18 protein-coding genes are annotated in these 20,862 nt (G+C 40.9%); 1 reads left to right on the top strand and 17 read right to left on the bottom strand.

What is annotated here, in order from left to right:
• Position 1: 1 nt before the first annotated feature.
• The 7 genes from M1F63_RS07040 to pbp2b form a co-directional block, all read right to left on the bottom strand.
• The gene (locus M1F63_RS07040; protein ID WP_247941076.1) at positions 2 to 1,330 is read right to left on the bottom strand and encodes a virulence protein; all 1,329 of its coding nucleotides are present in this window, start codon (positions 1,328 to 1,330) and stop codon (positions 2 to 4) included.
• A gap of 126 nt (positions 1,331 to 1,456) precedes the next feature.
• Positions 1,457 to 1,981: a thiol-disulfide isomerase gene (locus M1F63_RS07045; protein ID WP_247941077.1), complete on the bottom strand. Its 525-nt coding sequence runs from the start codon at positions 1,979 to 1,981 to the stop codon at positions 1,457 to 1,459.
• Positions 1,968 to 3,584: an LXG domain-containing protein gene (locus tag M1F63_RS07050; RefSeq protein WP_247941078.1), complete on the bottom strand. Its 1,617-nt coding sequence runs from the start codon at positions 3,582 to 3,584 to the stop codon at positions 1,968 to 1,970. Before M1F63_RS07050 ends, M1F63_RS07045 begins: the two co-directional genes overlap by 14 nt.
• Positions 3,575 to 3,931 (bottom strand): hypothetical protein, encoded by a 357-nt coding sequence (locus M1F63_RS07055; protein WP_247941079.1) that lies wholly within the window; start codon positions 3,929 to 3,931, stop codon positions 3,575 to 3,577. The genes M1F63_RS07050 and M1F63_RS07055 overlap by 10 nt, the downstream gene beginning before the upstream one ends.
• Before the next feature lie 3 nt (positions 3,932 to 3,934).
• Positions 3,935 to 4,210 (bottom strand): TIGR04197 family type VII secretion effector, encoded by a 276-nt coding sequence (locus M1F63_RS07060; protein ID WP_000509001.1) that lies wholly within the window; start codon positions 4,208 to 4,210, stop codon positions 3,935 to 3,937.
• Positions 4,211 to 4,512: 302 nt separating this feature from the next.
• The gene (gene recR / locus M1F63_RS07065; protein ID WP_000966754.1) at positions 4,513 to 5,109 is read right to left on the bottom strand and encodes a recombination mediator RecR; all 597 of its coding nucleotides are present in this window, start codon (positions 5,107 to 5,109) and stop codon (positions 4,513 to 4,515) included.
• 10 nt (positions 5,110 to 5,119) lie between these two features.
• The gene (gene pbp2b / locus M1F63_RS07070; protein ID WP_247941080.1) at positions 5,120 to 7,162 is read right to left on the bottom strand and encodes a penicillin-binding protein PBP2B; all 2,043 of its coding nucleotides are present in this window, start codon (positions 7,160 to 7,162) and stop codon (positions 5,120 to 5,122) included.
• 255 nt (positions 7,163 to 7,417) lie between these two features.
• Between pbp2b and M1F63_RS07075 the strand changes: the two genes are divergently transcribed.
• Positions 7,418 to 8,269: a MurR/RpiR family transcriptional regulator gene (locus M1F63_RS07075; RefSeq protein WP_070568369.1), complete on the top strand. Its 852-nt coding sequence runs from the start codon at positions 7,418 to 7,420 to the stop codon at positions 8,267 to 8,269.
• Between the two features lie 296 nt (positions 8,270 to 8,565).
• Here the strand turns inward: M1F63_RS07075 and M1F63_RS07080 are convergent, their stop codons facing one another.
• The 10 genes from M1F63_RS07080 to M1F63_RS07125 form a co-directional block, all read right to left on the bottom strand.
• On the bottom strand, positions 8,566 to 9,330 hold the full coding sequence (locus M1F63_RS07080; protein WP_070568366.1) for a class I SAM-dependent methyltransferase: 765 nt from the start codon (positions 9,328 to 9,330) through the stop codon (positions 8,566 to 8,568).
• A 349-nt stretch (positions 9,331 to 9,679) separates the two neighbouring features.
• On the bottom strand, positions 9,680 to 10,564 hold the full coding sequence (locus M1F63_RS07085; RefSeq protein WP_247941081.1) for an ROK family protein: 885 nt from the start codon (positions 10,562 to 10,564) through the stop codon (positions 9,680 to 9,682).
• Positions 10,565 to 10,581: 17 nt separating this feature from the next.
• Positions 10,582 to 11,499, bottom strand: coding sequence for a dihydrodipicolinate synthase family protein (locus tag M1F63_RS07090; protein WP_247941082.1), 918 nt, complete (start codon positions 11,497 to 11,499; stop codon positions 10,582 to 10,584).
• A 170-nt stretch (positions 11,500 to 11,669) separates the two neighbouring features.
• Positions 11,670 to 12,314 (bottom strand): YesL family protein, encoded by a 645-nt coding sequence (locus M1F63_RS07095; RefSeq protein ID WP_247941083.1) that lies wholly within the window; start codon positions 12,312 to 12,314, stop codon positions 11,670 to 11,672.
• Positions 12,315 to 12,334: 20 nt separating this feature from the next.
• Positions 12,335 to 12,787: a NanQ anomerase/TabA/YiaL family protein gene (locus M1F63_RS07100; RefSeq protein ID WP_000575429.1), complete on the bottom strand. Its 453-nt coding sequence runs from the start codon at positions 12,785 to 12,787 to the stop codon at positions 12,335 to 12,337.
• A gap of 444 nt (positions 12,788 to 13,231) precedes the next feature.
• Positions 13,232 to 14,071, bottom strand: a complete 840-nt coding sequence (locus M1F63_RS07105; RefSeq protein WP_001183243.1) for a carbohydrate ABC transporter permease — start codon at positions 14,069 to 14,071, stop codon at positions 13,232 to 13,234.
• A 15-nt stretch (positions 14,072 to 14,086) separates the two neighbouring features.
• Positions 14,087 to 14,953 (bottom strand): carbohydrate ABC transporter permease, encoded by an 867-nt coding sequence (locus M1F63_RS07110; RefSeq protein ID WP_161801140.1) that lies wholly within the window; start codon positions 14,951 to 14,953, stop codon positions 14,087 to 14,089.
• A 219-nt stretch (positions 14,954 to 15,172) separates the two neighbouring features.
• Positions 15,173 to 16,501: an ABC transporter substrate-binding protein gene (locus tag M1F63_RS07115; RefSeq protein ID WP_049520432.1), complete on the bottom strand. Its 1,329-nt coding sequence runs from the start codon at positions 16,499 to 16,501 to the stop codon at positions 15,173 to 15,175.
• 113 nt (positions 16,502 to 16,614) lie between these two features.
• Positions 16,615 to 17,313: an N-acetylmannosamine-6-phosphate 2-epimerase gene (locus tag M1F63_RS07120; protein WP_001135645.1), complete on the bottom strand. Its 699-nt coding sequence runs from the start codon at positions 17,311 to 17,313 to the stop codon at positions 16,615 to 16,617.
• 233 nt (positions 17,314 to 17,546) lie between these two features.
• Positions 17,547 to 20,828, bottom strand: a complete 3,282-nt coding sequence (locus tag M1F63_RS07125) for an SIALI-17 repeat-containing surface protein (protein ID WP_247941084.1) — start codon at positions 20,826 to 20,828, stop codon at positions 17,547 to 17,549.
• Positions 20,829 to 20,862 lie beyond the last annotated feature (34 nt).

Consider the following 20,862-nt stretch of genomic DNA (forward strand, 5'->3'; position numbering starts at 1 on the left):
CCTACGTTCCTAAGAATTCAGCAGCTCTCAATATATATCTAACTAATTGATTTTTCTCATAATTTGACAGTTTTTTCAATTTGGATATTGAATCAAGCCAATTTCTAGCACTTTGAGCATCAGTTATTCGGGTATAAGGAATATCCTCATTCAATGTATACCCAGCTTTCCCACTTCCAGATTGAACCTGAATTTTACCACTGTTTGGTTCTGCATCCACACGAATATTCCCTTTTCTACTTCCAATCTTTCCTTCAACAGTCCCAAAAGTCTTACTCGTCGGTTTATTGGCCTGCCAACTGTCATAGTTGCTAGAATAATTAACCTGAATTTCGCCATTTAGTAAGGCCGTATTTGTAATAGCTGATAAGCTAGTTACTGCTCCACTAGATATCAGTACATTTCCATATTGTACCACTGATACAGATACTGCGGTACCAACTACGAGACTTCCTCCCATTGTTGGTGGACTAGCCATTATACTCAATGTTTCGAGAGCACCACTCGCAAAGTAGACTCCTAAACCAGAGAAAATTTGAGCTACTCCACTCCAAAATTCGACTGAATTTGCTTCAAAGTTTTGGGCTTTTAGTTCATCAAGCTTTTTGTTAACCAAATGAGTATAATCATCATCATACTTCCCATTTTTTAAAACGACATAGCCTTGCTCCAAGGAATGAATTTCAATGATATTCCCTGTTTCATCAATCTTAAGAGTGTGATTGTAGTCGTCGATTATTTTATCCCATTCGGACTTGTCGTGACCTTTTAAGTGCTTCTTTAATTCAGCACGATAGTAGGCATCACCATCGTCCGATAGCATCATATCCCTAGAAGCTTTATTGATGGCACGAGTTTCAGAGTCTTGAAAATCTCTTTTGGCATGCGAAACAATCTTCACATCCTTCATCTTCTGCACCCAGCTCATGTCTACACCGTCCGCATAGTAGTTGCCATCGCTATCGACAATGACTTTACTTAGTTGCGTAGCTCCTTGAATCGCTAAGCTAAGGACTTCTAGGCTATCGCTGAAATACTGGGAAACCTCTGAGACAAAAAATTCTAGTTTTTCAATCTTGTCATCCAAATCCTGAATACCTGACTCGATTTGAGACTTGGTATTGTAGAGGATGGTCTTCTCAGAGAAGGCTTTCCCCCAATTAAGTGTAAAGAGATCTTTGATTTGATTTAGCCAGTTCTCTCTCGCTTGGATCTGAGCTTCTACGATAGCTAACTGCTCTTCCCTCAATTTTTTCAGTTCCTTGAGCTGATCTAGGTCCAAATCTCCATATCCAGAGACCTGAGCATCCGCATTTTTGTAGGAGGTCAACTCTAGCTGGATATCATCTATCGCTGCTTGTAACTTCTTGATACTGGGGATGATAATCTCTGTAAAGAGACCCTTCCCAGCTGTGTAGGCTGCTCCTGTCAGCTCACCTGAGTCTAATATAACAAACTATCCATACAAAGTCTGATACATCTTTTCCATGAAATCCTCAAGCTCTTTTTGAACAATTTTTAATAGTCGCTCTTCTTCGGCTTGGGGGATAGTCACTCTCTCATTTTTATTTTTTTCATTTGTTTGAAAATAGGCGCTAGAAACTATATCCAAGTTCTTATCCAATTCATATAGTACACTAGTTATTTTACCATCTATCTCTATTTCAAAATAAGCAGTAACCCCCCGTCCACGATACGATATTTTCAAATCGATGTCTCCTTTTATCTCGATGGAAGCAATTCCTCCATCCAAGCGAATAGCTCCATCGGGAGGAATGACATAGCCCGCTTTACGGATGTCAGGCGCATATTTCCCTGATGCCATCAAACGTTGTAAGACGGCTATATTGTCCCTCTCTTCAAAGGAGGTTTTTAATTGCATATGTTCTTGATGGTTTTGATACTGAAAGTAAAGATTCAAACCAGTAGCTAAGGCAATTACAGAACCAATCACGATTAGCATTTTTTTAAGTCCCGACATTTTTCTCACCTCCTCTATCTAAGTAATCATAGAAGTCTTGTTTCCAACCCTCTTCTTTGTCATTAGGATTGCCAATAAAAATATTGAGATCAAAACCATACTTAATAAAGTTGCCTCCTATCGTATTATTTTCAATAAGAGTTTCAACCATTAGTTTACCATTAGCTTTATCTCCATTTCCCATCACAGTATAGAATTCCTCAACACGATTTTTCTGGTTTGTTTGGATACTTTGATTGTAATCTGCTTGAACTTTAAACACATCTTTTGTTTCTACATCTTTAGAAATCATTCTTTCGTAAGAAGTAATAGCATCTAAATCTGAATTAAAATCTGCATCATCATATCTACCTGAATCAATGTCTCCTTTGAAGGAACTTTCATACTTTTCAGTATTTACAGAGAGGTCTCCAATCCGAGTTGAATTTCCAATTGTGCTAATAATATGGGCGCTTAGTCCCTTCCAGCCATCAAGGTTAGACAAGTCTCTATCACCCCAAGATAACTCAGTAAAACTAGCAATTTGAATAGCTTCATGCGCTAAGTCTTTATTATATTTAGATTCGTACTGCTTATTAATCCCTTCTTTAAATATCTTTACCTCTCTTTCAGATAAAGAATACGTATTTATCAAAATATCATCTAAATCACTTGTTTTTTCGTGTTCAATAACACCCGCAAGACCTCTCCAAGTTGCCCTTACCCCATAAACTGGAGATGCAACTAATCTATTATACTCATAAAGAACTTTTTCATTAGTCCATCCTTCTTGTTTTACCCTCTTCAAAATTCCCTGCTGGAGCTTATAGAGTACATTTGCCATAGATTCATCCAAGTTGTAAGATGATACTAAATCATCCACAATTTTTTTCCTATCTTTTTCAGCCTGAGTCACTGAAATATCCTTATCAAGTTTATGTGACTCAATCTTCACATCCTTCATTTTCTGTACCCAGCTCATGTCCAGACCGTCCGCATAGTAGTTACCATCGCTATCGACAATGACTTTACTTAGTTGAGTAGCTCCTTGAATCGCTAGGCTAAGGACTTCTAGACTATCGCTGAAATACTGGGAAACCTCTGAGACAAAAAATTCTAGTTTTTCAATCTTGTCATCCAAATCCTGAATACCTGACTCGATTTGAGACTTGGTATTGTAGAGGATGGTCTTCTCAGAGAAAGCTTTCCCCCAATTCAGTGTAAAGAGATCTTTGATTTGATTTAGCAAGTTCTCCCTCGCTTGAATCTGAGCTTCTACGATAGCTAACTGCTCTTCCCTCAATTTTTTCAGTTCCTTGATCTGGTCCAGGTCCAAATCTCCATATCCAGAGACCTGAGCATCCGCATTTTTATAAGAAGTCAACTCTAGTTGGATATCATCTATCGCTGCTTGTAACTTCTTGATACTGGGGATGATAATCTCTGTAAAGAGACCCTTCCCAGCTGTGTAGGCTGCTCCTGTCAGCTCACCTGAGTCTAAAGAGGAAATCAGGTGGTCACATCCACTGGATAAGCGATCCGTAACTTCATTTGCGACTTGGAGGTTGTTAGTCATGGCTTGAATCAATTCTTGGGATTCTTGTGAGCTGTATTTTACTCCCATGGTAGCCAATTCCTTTCTGATATCAGTTCTTCTCTAGCTTCATCGAAAGTTCGACGAGCCTTCTTTGTTTGTTTTCCCAATTCATCCAGTTCCTCATCTACATAAGAGTTGACCTGTCGCTGTATGGTTCTATTATCACTTTCGATTTGCTCTATCACCTGACGAGAACTGGGCGAGAGAGCCAATAGAGTCGCCATACGATGGTGGATGCTCTGGATTTCTGAGTGAAAGTGAGTTAGCTGCTGTTCATATTGCCTTTTTAGAGTCTGGAGATTTTCTTCCTTATCGTCAATCTTGACAATTTCTCGCCAAAGTTTGTAGCGTTTTTCTTCGTTCTTATCTGCCATTTTTTAATGTTCCCATCTCTTAGCCAGCTCTACGTCGCGTTTTTCAATCTTATGAGCAATTTCTGGAAACTTATTTGCTTGTGTCAAAACAGCCGAGCTGAAATCACTGACCGCCTGAAGCATTTGATTGCAAGCCTGGCGTCCAGCTTCCATCCCTGCAATTTCAGAAGTATATGAAAATTCTACTTGCTGATTTTGCTTCTTGCTCGTGTCATACCCAACCAATTCATTAATAGCTGCCTCTGCTGCTATCGTGCTAGATTTTATCTTTCCACCCATACTTCAAACTCCCTTTATTCATTGTATATTGACCATATCATAACACAAAAATAGTACGATTTCAAAACAAACCCTAAGGGCAAGTGAGCTCATCTCCTTAGAGTAAACTCTATCGCTCAGTGAATGAGTTTGACAAAGACGCCACTAGTGATTTTGGAGACCCGTTTTCTGATGCCTTATAGTTTGAGTAGTCTTATTAGCAAGGCTTGTTCACCTCTCGTGAGAAACAGAAAAAGACAAGCCCTAGAAAAATTCCTAGGGCTCGTCTTATGTGTCAAAATAAGCTACGTTTTAACTGACTCCTACAACTCTGTCCGATTTTCAATGGCTCGTAAGAGTGTGACTTCGTCTGCATACTCGATATCTGCTCCCACGGCTAGTCCTCGTGCTAGACGAGTGACCTTGATACCAGCTGGCTTGAGCAAACGAGAGAGATACATAGATGTCGCTTCCCCATCTGCCGTCGCATTGGTTGCCACAATCACCTCTGAAACCTCACTATCCATGAGACGGGTCATAAGACTCTTGAGGTTGATATCGTCTGGGCTGATACCATTCATCGGAGAAATGAGGCCGTGCAAGACATGATAGAGTCCATGGTATTCTTGGATGTTTTCCATAGCAGCCACATCGCGACTATCCTCTAGTACCAAGATGGTTGTCTGATCACGAGTCGGATCTGTACAGATCGAGCAAGGATCATCATCCGTTAAACGGCCACAGATGGAACAATAGGTTAATTCCCGCTTAGCAGACAGGAGATTTTTGGCAAATTCATTGACATCGTCATCAGACATTCCAATGGTATAGAAGGCTAGGCGGGTAGCCGTTTTGATTCCGATACCTGGTAACTTTGAATAGCTATCAATCAGCTTGGCAATAGGTGTTGGATACAGCATAAGTTCCTTTCTAATTCATTGGATGGTGTTGGTTATAGAGGTTGATAATGTCGCGTGCAATCGAAGGTCCGACACCGTTTGTAAGGTTGGTATTATGAGGAAAGACGACTGCGACCGCGATTTGAGGATTTTCGGTCGGTGCATAGGCGACTGCATTGGTATTATTGGCTTTTTGACCGCCATTAACGTAACTTTCGGCAGTACCCGTTTTCCCGCTGATGGAAACGGCGGCGCCATTTGAAAAGGCACGACCAGTTGTTAGAGCACTCGTTCCATGCGAAACTTGATAGAAACCTTGCTGCAAGATAGCCATATCTGATTCTGAGATATTGACCTTGTTTAGTTCCTTAGTGGCTGTTTCTTGAACCAGACTGCCTAAGCCACCTTGGTCATTGTTTCCATAAACCCCTTCAACGATGTGAGGAGCCAAACGTACGCCATTGTTTGCAATGGTTGCGACATACTGGGCTAACTGCATCGGTGTGTAGTTATCAAACTGACCAAAGGAATTATTGATATAGTTCCCCAAATCAAATTCTTTCGGCGTAAATCCTGTGGATTCATCTGGGAGGTCAATCCCTGTTGAAGCTCCGAGTCCGTATTCCCCAAAGGTTGATCTCAATTTGCCCATTGCAGTCTCTAACTGTCCCGTTGCGACTGTCATATTTGGCGTGTAGGTTTGTCCCATGATTCCTAGCGCAGTTTGAACCATGTAGGTATTAGAAGAGTATTCCAAAGCCTCAACTGCTGTGATAGGGAAAGAGCCATAGGACAAGGTATACCATGAATTGATAGGGGCCGAACCTTGGAAAACGATCGGCTGGTCTGTCAAGGTTTGATTACCTGACAAGACTCCATTTTCCCAACCAGAGCTAAGGGTTGCTGCCTTAACAACAGATCCTGGCACAAAGACGTTGGTTATTGTTCCAAGCGAATCTGAACTTAATTTACCGGATTCGACATCATGCTTGACACCCGACATCGCCAGAACTGCACCGGTTTTAGGATTAAGAGCTACAGCGTAGACTCCTTCAGAGTACTTTGCTCCACCGTTACCCAACTCTGAGTTGAAGTAGCTCTTGAGTAGGTCGTCCACACCATTCTGGAAAGCTAGGTCAATCGTTAACTTGATGTTGTTTCCTTTACTTCCTTCTTCGACATTTTCCACACTTTCCATATTTCCGTGTTTGTCGAGGTGGATTTCTTTGACGGAGCGTTTGCCTTGAAGAACATCTTCATATTGCTTTTCAAGATAGGAAGTTCCCACTCGGTCATTGAGAGAATACCCTTTTTTGAGATAGGCATCAACTTCCTCTGCTGGAAGTCCTGACTTTTCATTTGAAACGCTACCGACGATTGTCGATAAAGATGTATCCAGTACTTTACGATCCCATGAGGTTGAAATGCTGATACCTGGTAATTCCTTGGACGCTGATGCAACGAGAGCAACTTGGGTATCATCTAAGGCATCCGTAGAAATGGTTCCCGTTGCAAAATTTTCAACAGCATTGAGCTGACTAAAGAGATAGATTTCCTTTTTCTGGTCATCTGTATAATTAAGTTGACTCACGTCAATGCTTTCAACCGCATTATTGTAAAGTGTCGCTTCCGATAAGCGGTTCCCATCTGAATCCAGGCGTTTATCGCTTGGCAAGGATTCGACTGTTTTTTTGTAAATATCCTGATCCGCCAAGTAATAATCTGCAATCTGTCGATCAGTCAGATCAGGGGAGGTTACATTTACATATGTGAGAAGTTTCTTGGCTGTCTCCTTCAATTCAGTTGCAGTCATTTTATTGTTTCGTGTGAAAGAAACAACCTGCTTGACAGTGTTTTCTACCAAGGGTTTCCCTGCCGCATCATAGATCTGTCCACGAGCTGAACTAGTTGTTACCCTTGTTTGGCTGGCTGAGGCCAATTTTGTTTCATAAAAATCCTTATTGAGCACCTGCATGTATAACAATCGACCAATAATGGCCATAAAGAGCAGGATGACAATCGCAAATAGTAAATTAAGCCGAATCGGAATCGAATGGCTATTAAATTTTCTCATACAACTAAGACTCTTTTCTAGAAAAATTCCCGATTTCCACCTTTATTTTCCCTAAAATAATAGAGCAAACAGGTGAAGCTCAGTACATTTCATTGTACCATATTTTACGGAGAAACTCTTGGAAAAGTCGAAGCATTTTTTGACTTTTAATTGAAAATGCCTTTTTATTTGGTTATCCTATTTTCTATGATATAATGATAGTGATAGTTAGGAAAGCGTTAACTTTTAAGACTTTGACTCATAAAAAGGAGCCTCATGAACAAGCCAGATATCGCAACCATAATCGACCTCCATTTTGAAGAATTAACCGAGCTCGAGCAAGAAATCGCTCGCTATTTTTTGCAAGCTGAAACAATCCAAGATGATCTCTCTTCTCAGCAAGTTACCCAGAAATTACATATCTCCCAAGCAGCCTTGACCCGCTTTGCCAAAAAGTGTGGTTTTACAGGCTACCGAGAGTTCGTCTTTCAATACCAGCACCAGTCTAGTAAAGCGGACACTCATTCGCACAAACACAGTCCTTTGACCAAACGTGTTTTGCGAAGCTACAGTATCATGCGAGAACAAACACAGGATTTGATCGACGAAGAACAACTGGAACGCGTCGCTCAATTAATCGATAACGCAGAACGAGTTTACTTTTTTGGGACGGGAAGTTCTGGTCTGATTGCCCGTGAGATGAAACTGCGCTTTATGCGTCTAGGTGTTGTCTGTGAAGCTTTGACCGATCAGGATGGCTTTGCGTGGACGACCAGTATCATGGATGAAAATTGTCTGGTACTTGGTTTTTCCCTATCAGGCACTACCCAATCCGTCCTCGATAGTTTGTTGGATGCCAAGGAAATGGGTGCCAAAACCATTCTCTTTACCAGTGCTCCAAATAAAAATAGTCAGGCCTATACCGAAACAGTCCTTGTCGCAAGCCATAGTCAATCTTCTTACATCCAGCGTATTTCCGCTCAACTCCCTATGCTCATTTTAATAGATTTGATTTATGCCTACTTTTTGGAAATCAATCGCGAGAGCAAGGAAAAAATCTTTAACAGCTATTGGGAAAATAAAAAACTCAATGGCTATCGTAGACAAAAACGCGTTAGAAAATCCTAGTTTGGTTGAGCCAAACTAGGATTGTTTTGTCTTGAAATGATAGTAGGCACATAGGTAGTCTTTCCAATCTTTCTCTTTGTGCTAATGCCTTTTTTATCTGGGCTTTTCAGTTCTTCCTTAAATTCTCCTTTCCATTTTTGAATGTTTGACATCAAAAAAAGAAGTAGCGACTATGTGCTGCTTTTACTTCCTCTCTTTAATTTTATTTAATCGTTTTGCTTCGACAAAGTGAGATTTAGATTTTAACCCTTCAGGAAAATAAAACGAGCTATTCTTCAGAAGTACGTTATATAAGATTATAGTTTAATGCAAAGTGTAGCGATATAATCATTTCCATAAGGTGACAATCGATGCCTTTTATCACATGATTCATAAAAATCGATCATAGCGAGACCGTTTTTTAGTTGTCCTCTAATCTGACTTTCTAAGGTATGGCTAAATTCATATCCATATTCTGGATTGATGGTGATTTTGCCTTCCTCTTCAAGCTCTCTTGAATTAAAAGGGAGTGAAAACTTTAAAAGCAATTCCTCATCGGGTTTGTCCCATACAATGTCAGCATCATACATGTAGATCCAAGGATTCATAAATCCGACCATTAAGAGTCCACCCTTTTTCAATACGCGAGAGGCTTCTTTATACATGTTTTCTAAATCTTCTATATATACATTTGAAACTGGATTAAAAATAATATCAAAAGTTTCATTTTCAAATGGAAATGGTTTTGTCATATCGCTTTGAACCGTATTGATTTTTAAGCCTTCTCTTTTAGCAACCAACTCATCTCTTTCTAATTGTGATTTAGAAAAATCCATAATGGTGACATCATAACCTTTTGCAGCAAAAACGGGACCCTGCTGTCCACCACCACAAGCTAACCCTAATATCTTTTTCCCGTTTGCTTTTTCAAACCATTCTATCGGAACTTTTTTCCCAACAGTTAAGGCAACAGAAATTGGATGCTTTCTAACTTCTTCTAATTCTTCCTGTGTCAATGGCTCAGTATAGTCATTTTTTACATTATTCCATCTATCTTCATTTAATTTTATATAATTGTTCATCTTACAATCTCCTCGTAATTTTATATGATTTCGATTTCAGGTGAATCAGTTGCCATTACATTTTCTCACCTCTAGAAATTCTAATTTGTCAATTTTTCATCCATCTCATTATATCATTTTTCCACATTTTCCCATTTACTCAAGCTAAATATCAATTCAATGGATGATAGAATTGCTCTCGCCTTGTAGTTCTTTATCTCGGCCTAACCTTTCATTCAAGGTGGTTATTTTCTCCTAGTTTCTCACGATTACCTCCTTTGGCTTAAATTTTTCAATAAAAAAAGAATTAAGCAAAACAGTTTTCACTCGAGTAGTGATTCAGTGTTTTTCTTAATTCTATAGCTCCAAACTAGGATTGTTTTGTTTTGAAATGATAATAGGCTCCCAACATCCCTGCTGTGTTTTGGTGATGGGCAAATTCTAATCGTGTTTTTTCAGCTAGGCTTGGCACCAAGGCCGCCTTCAAGGCTGTGCGGATCTTCGGTTTGAGGATAGCCTCTTGCCCCATGATCCCGCCACCGAGAATGACCACTTCTGGATTGGCAACGTAGCAAATATTTGCCAGACCTTTTCCTAAATAGTCTACCATGCGGTCAATACCAGCCATACAGATCTTGTTTCCTTCAGTAGCTTCCTTGAAAATGCGTCGGCCATTCCACTGATCAACTGGATCGCCATGAGCTGTTGCTACATATTCTACCAAGGCTGTGGTAGAGGCGAGGTCTTGGAAAGCTCCATCCTGCATGTGCATATAACCAACTTCGCAGGCTGAATTACTAAATCCATGGAAGACTTTCCCACCCATAATCAAGCAACCACCGATACCGGTTCCAATGGTCAAGCAAAGAGTGACACTCGCTCCCGTGCCTGAACCAGATACTGCCTCAGCCAGACCTGCACAATTGACGTCATTCTCAATCTCGCAAGGAATATTAAAACTCGTCTCGATTTCCTTCTTGAACTGGGTTCCTGCATAGTTGGGAATCTGAGGACCAGCGTAGAAAATTTCCCCCTTATCAGGATCCACCATTCCTGCAGAAGAAATGGCAACACCTGCTACTGGGCCTTTTTCTAAATAGCTGGCTACGATATCTTTTGTCTTTTGTAAGATATGAGGTCCACCCTTATGCGCCTCGGTTGGCATTTCATGCGATTCAACAAGTTGGCCTTCTTGGTCAATCAAACCATATTTGATGTTGGTTCCACCGATATCAATTGCAACGTAGTGTGTCATAAATACCTCCTTATGGATTAGAGGAAGCGCTCCTTGGTTTCACGAATCAAGGCTGCAGCTGCTTCTACAACTGGACGATCTTCTTCAGTCACTGGCGTCAATGGTGAACGAACTGATCCAATGTTAAGTCCTTCATTGATCTTCAAGACTTCTTTGATCACACCGTACATATTTCCATGTGCAGCAGTCAATTTACCAATGATTGCATTGATAGCGTATTGCAATTCACGCGCTGTTTCCAAATCTTTCTCAGCAATCAACTCATTGAGTTTCAAGAAGAGTTCTGGCATAGCGCCATAAGTACCACCGATACCAGCTTTTGCTCCCATAAGACGTCCGCCTAGGAATTGTTCGTCTGGACCATTAAAGACGATATGATCATCACCACCAAGACTAACAAAAGTTTGGATATCTTGAACTGGCATTGAAGAATTTTTAACACCAATGACACGTGGATTTTTCAACATTTCTGTGTAAAGACTTGGAGTCAAAGCAACTCCTGCTAATTGAGGAATGTTGTAGATCACATAGTCTGTATTTGGTGCTGCAGCACTGATATCGTTCCAGTATTTAGCAACTGAGTATTCAGGCAAGCGGAAGTAAATCGGTGGAATTGTTGCAATGGCATCTACTCCCAAGCTTTCTGCGTGGCGAGCAAGTTCCATACTATCCTTTGTATTATTGCAAGCAACATGAGCGATGATAGTCAATTTTCCTTTGGCAACTGCCATGACTTCTTCCAAAATCAACTTGCGGTCCTCTACACTTTGGTAGATACATTCACCAGAAGAACCGTTGACATAGAGACCTTGAACTCCCTTATCAATGAAGTATTGAACCAAGGCACGCGTACGCTCTGGACTTACTTCTCCTTGATCATCATAACATGCGTAGAAGGCTGGAATGACACCTTCGTATTTTTTCAAATCTGACATAGATTTTCTCCTAAGATTTCTTTTTTCTGCTGAGAGCAGTTCTATTCTTTACAAGTTTAGTATACACCTTGTGAAAATCGCTTTCAATATCTTGTATACACTTAGATTTTAGTTTCTACTTGTATTTTAGAAACTTTAACGATTGAAAGTAGTTTCAGAAACAAGCCATCCTACTGGTATTTGGCGAAAATTTTCTCCATCAATCCTGCTTGGAGAAAGACTAGCAAACCAAAACCAAAGAGGATAAAAGCTGATCCACCCAAAAGGAGAGTGAAGGCGGATAGATAAAGAACCATCACAATGAGAAAGAGAATGGCTAACATGAGGAAGAACCATGGAAAGTTAAAACTTGCCAAGATAAGCCCTTTTTGCAGCACTTCTTTCCAAGACAAATCATAGCGCGCAGCGATGGGATAACTAGCCAGCATCACGAGAGTGAGGAAGATGAGAATCCCCAAACAAATAGCTTTCACAATCTGAAAAGGTAAAGCTGTCTGGCCCCAGAAAAGATAGAGGTCTAAAAGGCTTAGCAAAACTATGCCCAACTCCAGCAAACCTAACTGGAAACCCAGTTTCAGATTTTGCTTGAAGGCCCTTATATAAGTTCTAAAGACTGGTACCCGTCTGCTTCTCTTAATCTCAAACATGGTCTCATAAAGGCTGATTTTCGCCACTCCAATCGTCACGATGGGCAAACAAGAGACGACAAAAAGAAGATTGACTGTCACGATATCCAAGACTTTCTCACTGAAACGCATGAGAAAATTATCTGTATCAAATGCTGCCTTGATAAGGCTTACTCCTTTTTGTGCCATGTTTGCTCCTCCTGATTCTTTTAATCAATCAAAATTTTAAAGAGATATTTGCGAACCTTCTCTTCCATACCTGCATAGCCATTTGGCTGGTGCGGTTCTCCTGGGAAGAAAATTGCAAAATTGTGATAGCCCAACAAGAGTGGGTATTTTTCATGACAATGGACAAAGCCAATGTCGCTCGCTTCGTCGAATGCTACCGCTTCGTCTTTGATACGTGAACCGTAGCTCGAATATTCATGTCCTTCTACCAGCAAATGCAAGTCTGCATAGTTCTTATGATGCTCAAATTGATCATTTTCAGCTTGATTGAGGACATTTTCCTGAACAACTAGAAAGACCTTGTCCCCGTCAATCTCATACTTACCGAGTTCGAAAGAATCCTTACGGTGCTGATAGAGATAGTCGATAGCCTTGTCTAGATTTGGATGGATTCCCTTGTAAAAGGCGATGTTTTTCAAATCGTCAAAAATCATACTGTTTCCTTCGTTTCTGATAGTTACTAGTTTTCAGTTTCGAATGTTCCTTCTCTATTTCCCTGTAATAGTGCGGACGGAAGCAAATTCCTTCGGAATTTCATTCCTAATTTTTGAGCCTTTTGCTCTTTCATCGTCAGTCTCAAAAATTCCGTCTAAGATAAGCGTAAGATTCTTATCTTAGATACCACTAAAGCGGAAAATAGTTACCATAAAACGAACCTACTCTAACTAGTATCATGAAAAGAGTTCATTCTTAAGTTTATAAGTGTCTGACAAAACTTCACGAAGTAACTGCATACTCTCCATTTTGTAGACACTTATAACTCTATATTCTCTTATACTCAATGAAAATCGAAGAACAAACTAGAAAGCTAACCGCAGGCAATACTTAAGAATGGCAAGGTAACGCTAACGTCGTTTAAATTCGATTTTCGCAAGGTCTTAACCTTTAACCGCTCCCATAGTAATCCCTTGAGTGAAGGATTTTTGGAAGACAAGGAAGACCGTTACGATTGGCACGGCTGCAAGAGCTGCACCCGCCATGATCAAACCATAGTTGGTTGCCATTTCGGCCTGCATGGTCGCAACCCCGAGTGAGATAGTCAAGTTTTGACGTGAAGTCAACATAACCAACTGCATGAAGTAGTCGTTCCAAGTATTGATGAAGGTAAAGATTGCAAGGGCTGCAAATCCTGGCTTCACAATAGGGAAGGCTACGCTCCAGAAAGTACGAATTTCACCACAACCGTCGATTTTAGCTGATTCAAGCAATTCTGTAGGGATGTTTTCACTGAACTGTTTCATAAGGAAGACCCCAAATGGCCATCCGATCAAAGGCAGGATAACTGCCCAAAGAGTATCGTGAATTCCCATGAAGTTGACGATACGTACCAATGGTACAAGGACAACTTGTTTTGGAAGCGCCATGGCAGCGATAAAGACTGCAAAGAGAATGCGTTGACCATAGAAACGTTTTTTAGCCAAGACATAACCTGCTAGAGAAGAGGTTGCACAGACTAAGAACATGGTTACCAGTGAGATAAATACAGAGTTCCACATCCACTGCATAGCAGGGTTTTGCACCATGAGTTGTTGGAAGTTCTCCATGGTTGGCATTTTAGGGAACCACTGTGGCGGAATCATAATGGTATCAGGTTGTGATTTGAAGGCCCCTGTCAAGATCCAGTAGAATGGAAAGATGAACAGCACGGTCAACAAGAGCAAGATAATCGTTGAAATAACAGTGAAAGCTGTTAAGGGTTTCTTTTGTGTAGGTTGCATAACTGTCTCCTTTCTTTAGTATTCTACGTCGTTTCCGAGGATCTTGAATTGAGCAAAGCTGACAATGGCAATCATCACTGCCAAGAAGACACCGATGGTATTTGCATAGCCGTATTCTGTCAATTGGAAGGCTTTTTCATAAAGGTAGTACATGAGTGTACTTGTTGAATAGTTTGGACCACCAGAAGTCAACAACTGAATCAAGGCGAAACATTGGAATGAGTTGATGGTTGTGATGATCGCGATGTAAAGAGTTGTTGGAAGAAGGCTAGGCCATTTGATCTTCCAGAAGACTTGAAATTCAGTCGCACCGTCAACACGCGCTGCTTCAACAAGTGAGTTGTCAATATTCCCCATAGCAGCGATATAAAGGATAATCGGTTGACCAACAGATGTTGTCAAAAGGATAATCATAATCGCTAGTAAAGCCCAGTTTTTGTCACCCAGCCAAGAAATGTTTTGGCTGATGATGTGGCTTGACTTAAGGACAAAGTTTAGAATCCCTGATAGGGGGTCATAGATCCATTTCCATACAACCGTTACAGCAACACTACCTGTAACTACAGGAAGGAAGAAGACGAAACGATAGAAAGAACGGGCAATGGCATTTTGATGATAGGTTTGAGATGCTACAAAGAGCGAGAAGAGAACCACAATCGGAACAGATCCAATAACCAGGATAACGGTATTGATCAAAGACTTCACAAAGACAGGGTCTTTAAACATGCGAATGTAGTTGTCCAAGCCCACAAACTCAAATTTAGTCATGGAGTAGTTAAAGAAACTTGTAATGAATCCCATAATCATAGGAGCCAAGACAAAGATGACAAAGAAGAATAACACTGGTGCTAGGAAAGCGTAGGAAATCACTGTTTCCCGCATACGAATTTTATTGACTTTCACAGTCGGCACCTCTCTTTCAAATAGAATAGTTTTTAATTTTCTTGAACTGTTTTAAAACCAAAATGAAATTTTTTAAGATTCGCTTATGTAAGAACTTCATTTTAATTTCGTGACAGTTCCTACTATTTCAAACAAAAGTCCCCCTTTTCTTACACCATAGTGCACAGGGAAAAGGGGGGAATCAATCTGACTTAGTGCTTATTGTTTTGTAGCTTTTTTGATGGTTTCGTTAGCTTTTTCAGTGAAGGCTTTCAAAGCATCCGCTGGTTTTTCGTCACCATTTGATACAGATTGCAACATTGGGAACCAAAGTGTTCTCATTTCAGCAAATCCATCGATAGTATTGTAGTATGGTGAGTAGTATTTAGTCCAGCCACTGATTGTTTCCATACGTTTGTCTTCATAAAGTTTGCCAAATGAAGTACGAACTGGGAAGGCACCTGTACGAACTACGTCTTTAGGACCCCATTCTTTGTCATCTGCGATGAATTGAACGAATTTCTTAGCAGCTGCGACTTTCTTATCGTCTTTGTTGTTAAATACTGCAAATCCGTTTACAAGGTATTCAAGAGATGGTTTACCAGAGTCTGATGGGAATGGTACTTCTACCACATCTACCTTACTTGCTTCCAAGAGTTTCGCTTGGATACCGTTTTGAGCTGGCGCCCAAAGGATTGTGTATGAAGTTTGACCGTTGGCAAAGTTTTGGATGTCTGCTCCACCGTCAAATTGTGAACCATTGTTCAATAGACCGTCTTTAATCCAGCTAGCAGCTTTTTCAAGACCTTTAACGAATTTAGGATCGTCTGTTGTATATTTGGTTACGTCTTTGTCTGTTACAGAACCGCCATAAAGGTTTGCAACGAAGGCACGTGTTCCTTGGTCTCCCCCTTGACCAGAACTGAACAATGAACCTGGAGTGTAGCCTTTATCTTTAAGCGCTTTCAAAACTTTTTCAAAATCATCAGTTGTCCAACCTTCTTTTACAAGGTTTGCAACTCCAGCATCTTCCAACATTTTCTTGTTCATAGCCATGTAGAATGGAGCTGAACTGATTGGATACATGTAAGCTTTATCTCCAGCCTTACTTGCTTGTACGATATTTTCGTTGTTGACATCTTTGACAAATTCGTCTGTGAAGAGGTCGTTCAACTCAGCCAATTTACCATTTTTACCGTATTGGATGATACGTCCTGGTGCGTCAAAGAGTACGTCTGGCGCTGTTCCTGCTTCGATGGCTGTTGTGATCTTTTCAGGACCTGACTTGAAGTCGATGGTTTCCAATTTCACTTTTACATCTGGATTTGCTTTTTCAAAAGCTTCGATGATTGATTTTTCATAAGTTCCAACACCGTCACCAGTTTTTTCTTGTGTGAAGACTGGGAATGCCCACCAAGTGATTTCTGTTTTTCCGCTATCGCTACCAGAATTTGCAGCATCTTTGCTTCCACCAGAGTTACCACAAGCAGCAAGGCCAAGAATCGCAGCACCCGCAAGTACTGTACAAGCTAGTTTTCTAAATTTCATCTGTATTCTCCTAATTGATAAGCGTATCCATATTGGATAATGAGTTCTTTATATTTGTATACGTTTTCATTTTCTCCGACGCATCGACCACTCTCCTCTTTTTTGAGATTGTGTTATTTAAGACCGGCAACAAAGCGTTCCGTAATCTCTTTTGGTCTAGTGATAGCTCCACCAACAACGATACCTCGCACCCCATATTCAAGGATTTGCTTAGCTTGTTCTGGTGTATGAATCTTCCCTTCAGCTATGACATCCACACCTGCTTCACACAGTTTTTTGATCAGTTCAAAGTCTGGACCATCCACTTTCGGACTATAAGAGGTGTAACCTGATAGGGTTGTTCCAACAAAATCAATTCCTGCTTCAACTGCTGCTATACCCTCTTCAAACGTGCTAGTATCAGCCATTAAGAGTTGATGCGGATACTTTTCTTTAACTTGTCGGATAAAGTCCTGAATTTCCAAACCATCGTAACGTTCACGTTTGGTACAATCCAGAGCAATGACCTCGATGTCTAGTTCAGCCAGTTCATCCACTTCTTTCATCGTAGCTGTAATGAAAGGCTCCTGTGGCGGATAGTCACGTTTGATAATCCCGATAATCGGGAGTTTCGTAACCTCCTTAATCTCCTTGATATCGCGAACACTATTTGCTCGGATACCGACTGCTCCACCTTGCTCAGCCGCTTTGACTAGCAAGGGAATGACTCCTCCCGCTTCTGTATAAAGCGGTTCGTGAGGAAGTGCCTGGCAAGAGACAATGATTCCATCTTTGATTTGTTCAATCAAGGCTTCTTTGCTGATCTGTGGCATCCTCTTTCCTCCCTTTCTTGTTCTTATGGGCTTATTATATATCATTTGTTAAGCGCTTTCAATAGCTTGTAGTAGAATAGATTTCAGTTTCAAAACTATTTTATAGAACAGACTATCCTGAAAGTAGTTTCAGACCTCTTATGATTTCGAATCAACCTAAATTTAATAAAGAAAGATAGCAGGCTGAAAAACCTGCTATCTCTTCTGAGAGTTACTCAAATAGCTTTTACTTATTATTCTTTTCTCTTCTTGCCAAATGCAAACAAGGATAAAAGAACACCTGCAAGACCAAAGGAAATCAGTGAGTTTGTTTCCTTGCTTCCCGTATTTGGAAGTTCATCTTGTTTAGCTGCTGGCGCTTGATAGGTCACATCTTGGCCTAGAGACAGTTTGTTGTCTGCAGTTGCTAATACTAGATTGGTGTCTCCTTTGTACTCTGGTACTTCAAGGATTGCTGCCTCAGCGCCATTGACACCTCCCTTATACTCTGGCAGGTCATTTGAAGCTGCCAAGACAAAGTTAGCACCTCCTCTATATTCCGGAAGCTCGTTTGAAGCTGCTAGAACTGCATTGACACCACCCTTGAACTCTGGAAGTTCATGAACTGCTGCCTCAACAGCATTGACACCACCAGTGAATTCTGGTTTTTCTACTGTTTGAGCTGGTTCTTCACCTACTGTTGCCAATGGTCCAGTGTACTCTGGTATCTCTGCCACAGCCGCTTCTTCTGCATTAACGCCACCTGTGAACTCTGGAACCTCATGGATAGCAGCTTCACTGCCATTAATACCATCGCTTAGTTTAGAGCCAGCTAAAGAAACTGGTAAATTGTGCATGCTTTCAATTGCACCCTCAGCTAGACCTGTAATTCTTTGACCCATATCCTCTGGATCTATTGTGAATAGGAGAGTTTTTGTATCGTACTGGGTCATAAAGGTTGCTGTCTTGCCATTTGCCAATTGAAGAGTCGGAGCCTTGTTGACCAATACTTCCGAATCGAACTCCATGGCAATGATGCCTGGCCATTTTTGGATAGCATATTTTACTTTTGCTTCTTTAGGAGAAATTCTGTCTTTGCTTAAGAAATCCCAGTTGAATTTCTTGAAGGAAAGTGTGTATGGAACACCTCCAGGAGCATGGTGTTCATATAAAAGTCCAAATTCATCTGGTCCGATTTGTTGAAGTGAGTTATAAGCATACTCACCTTCTTGAATCAAATGGTGGTGCAACCAAGTTAACTGACCATCTTCTTCTACACGAGCCACTCGAATATAACCATTTTTACGACCAGGACCATTTGCATTTGCTAATAGAATATACTCTTTGCCATTTTGAACCGTGTGAGTCGCAGCCATTTGAACATAAACGTCTGGCACATCGTAGCGTTCAACGTTATTGTCCCAAGTTAGACCACCATCATGACTGGTTGCAACCTGTAGATCTTCTGTCAACCCACGCATAAAGAGTTTGAGGTCCCCATTGTTTAACTGAACAACTGAAGCTTCTGTATTTTGAGCATAATAATTACTCATGGTACTTGAATCGACTACTGTACCATCATAAAGTGTACGATTGTCGTTGACACCACCACCCATATGCCAAGTCTTACCATGGTCGTCTGAGTAGATGATTCGAGATGATTGAGAACCATTGAGGTGGTTAGCCCGGTTGGTCGTATAGACAGGAACGACGATTCGACCTTTATGTGGTCCAGTACGAAGGGTAATCCCCACTCCAGGACCTACTCCTAGGAATTTCATCCAATCGGCTTTGACCATCGGAGTAATATCTTGAGGCGCTGACCAGGTCTTCCCGTCGTCATCGCTGTAAGACATCCATAGGTAGCTATCCTTCGCAATTCTAAATGGAGAAGTTTTGTTTGTTGTGAAGTAGATATTGCCCAGTAGCTGGTCACCCTTGTATAGATCACCCTTGTCGCTATAGGCCGGTTTAACAGGTTCTACAACAACACGGTAGTCTGTTGCTTTACCATCTGGAGTGTAAACTGTACCATTTTCTCGAATAGTATAAGCTTCCTGTTCACCTTCTCGATAGAGGAGTTGATAGGTTTTACCATTGATTTCTTTGTAGGCTTCTTCTTTTTGCGAAGACATTCCAAAGATTCCTTTTCCTTCTGGGAACATGTCATAAATGGCAAAGATGCGTTTGGTTTCAGAATCTTGAGTCAAGGTCATATCGATATTCACTGGTGAACCGATTGATGGATCAGAAGCCTTTGGATTGTCACGTAGGTTGGTAATAGTTACTCGATCTCCCCAAGTTTTACCATTATCTTCACTGCGTCTGATGACCATGCCGATATCACCCCAGTCACTCGAATGGAGACGGCGTTCATCTGCACCTGCAATCAGCGTTCCTTTATCTGTCTTGAGAAGAGCTGGGATACGATAACTCTTGATACCATCTTTATTTGGTTGATTGTTCCTACCACCTTCAAATACGTCTTCTTTCTCAGAGATTTTCGCACCTTCTGGTAGTTTCTGTTCCAATTCACCTCTTTCAAATAATTGACTCCGTGTTTGAACTTCATCTGGGCTTAAAGCACGATCATAAACGGTTAGGTTTCGAACTTGTAGGTTTGAGGCCCAAACTGTTTTATTGCCCCGTTTGGTTGCTCCAAGTTGAGCTTGATTAACATCTGGCATATCTTTGATGAAGTTACCAGATTTGAGACTTGTTCGGGATAAGACACCGTTCACATAGAGACGAACTCGACCATGAGTTAACTCTGCTGTCGGTTGTTCAACAGTAAAGGTCACGGAATTCCATTGTCCAGGGCGAACTTTCAATGGAGCATCTGTATACTTATCATAGAACTGCTCCCCGTTAGCGCCACGCCCTTCAATAAGAGCTGTATTATCAAGGACCGACATAGTAAAGTACTCATTTTCCTTGGTGTCACTGGATACAGAGAAGAGATTGTAAAAGCGTGGAGCTGATGCATCTGGTTTGAACTCCATGTGAACTGTAGCATTTTTTAGTTGCTTTAGTTTATTTAGTTCACTTGATAAATCAACTCTCTGACCATTTGTTGCATTGGTTTCAACATCTTCTTTTTCAAGGACAGGATTGGCATTTTTTAAATCTCTTGAGTAATAGTCACGAGGAATAGCACCCTGATCCTCTGATTCCTCTTCCTTATTTGCTTCTTCTGCAGGGGTTTCCGTAGAGGATGGGGTTTCTGATTCTGCACTCTCATTTTTTTTCAAATGATCTTGGTCCACCTCAACGCCGTTGTCTTGAGCTGCTGCCAATTTACCAGCCAAATCCTTATCCAAATGAGCAAGATCTCCCGAGGACGCTTCTTTTGGCAATTCTGATAAACCTTGACCAGGTTCGACAGTTTCTGTATTGGCTCCTGCTGCATTGGCTTGTTCTTGAGCTAAGACTGGATTTGCTCCAAATACTACTGTACCAATCACTACAGATGCCGCCCCGACTGCAAATTTTCGAATTCCGTATCGCTGTTTCCGATCTAAAGATTTGTAATTCATGTTTGTCCTTTCATTTTTCATAAAATAAAGCGCT

It is taken from the genome of Streptococcus oralis (assembly GCF_023109155.1).
GTDB lineage: Bacteria > Bacillota > Bacilli > Lactobacillales > Streptococcaceae > Streptococcus > Streptococcus oralis_BZ.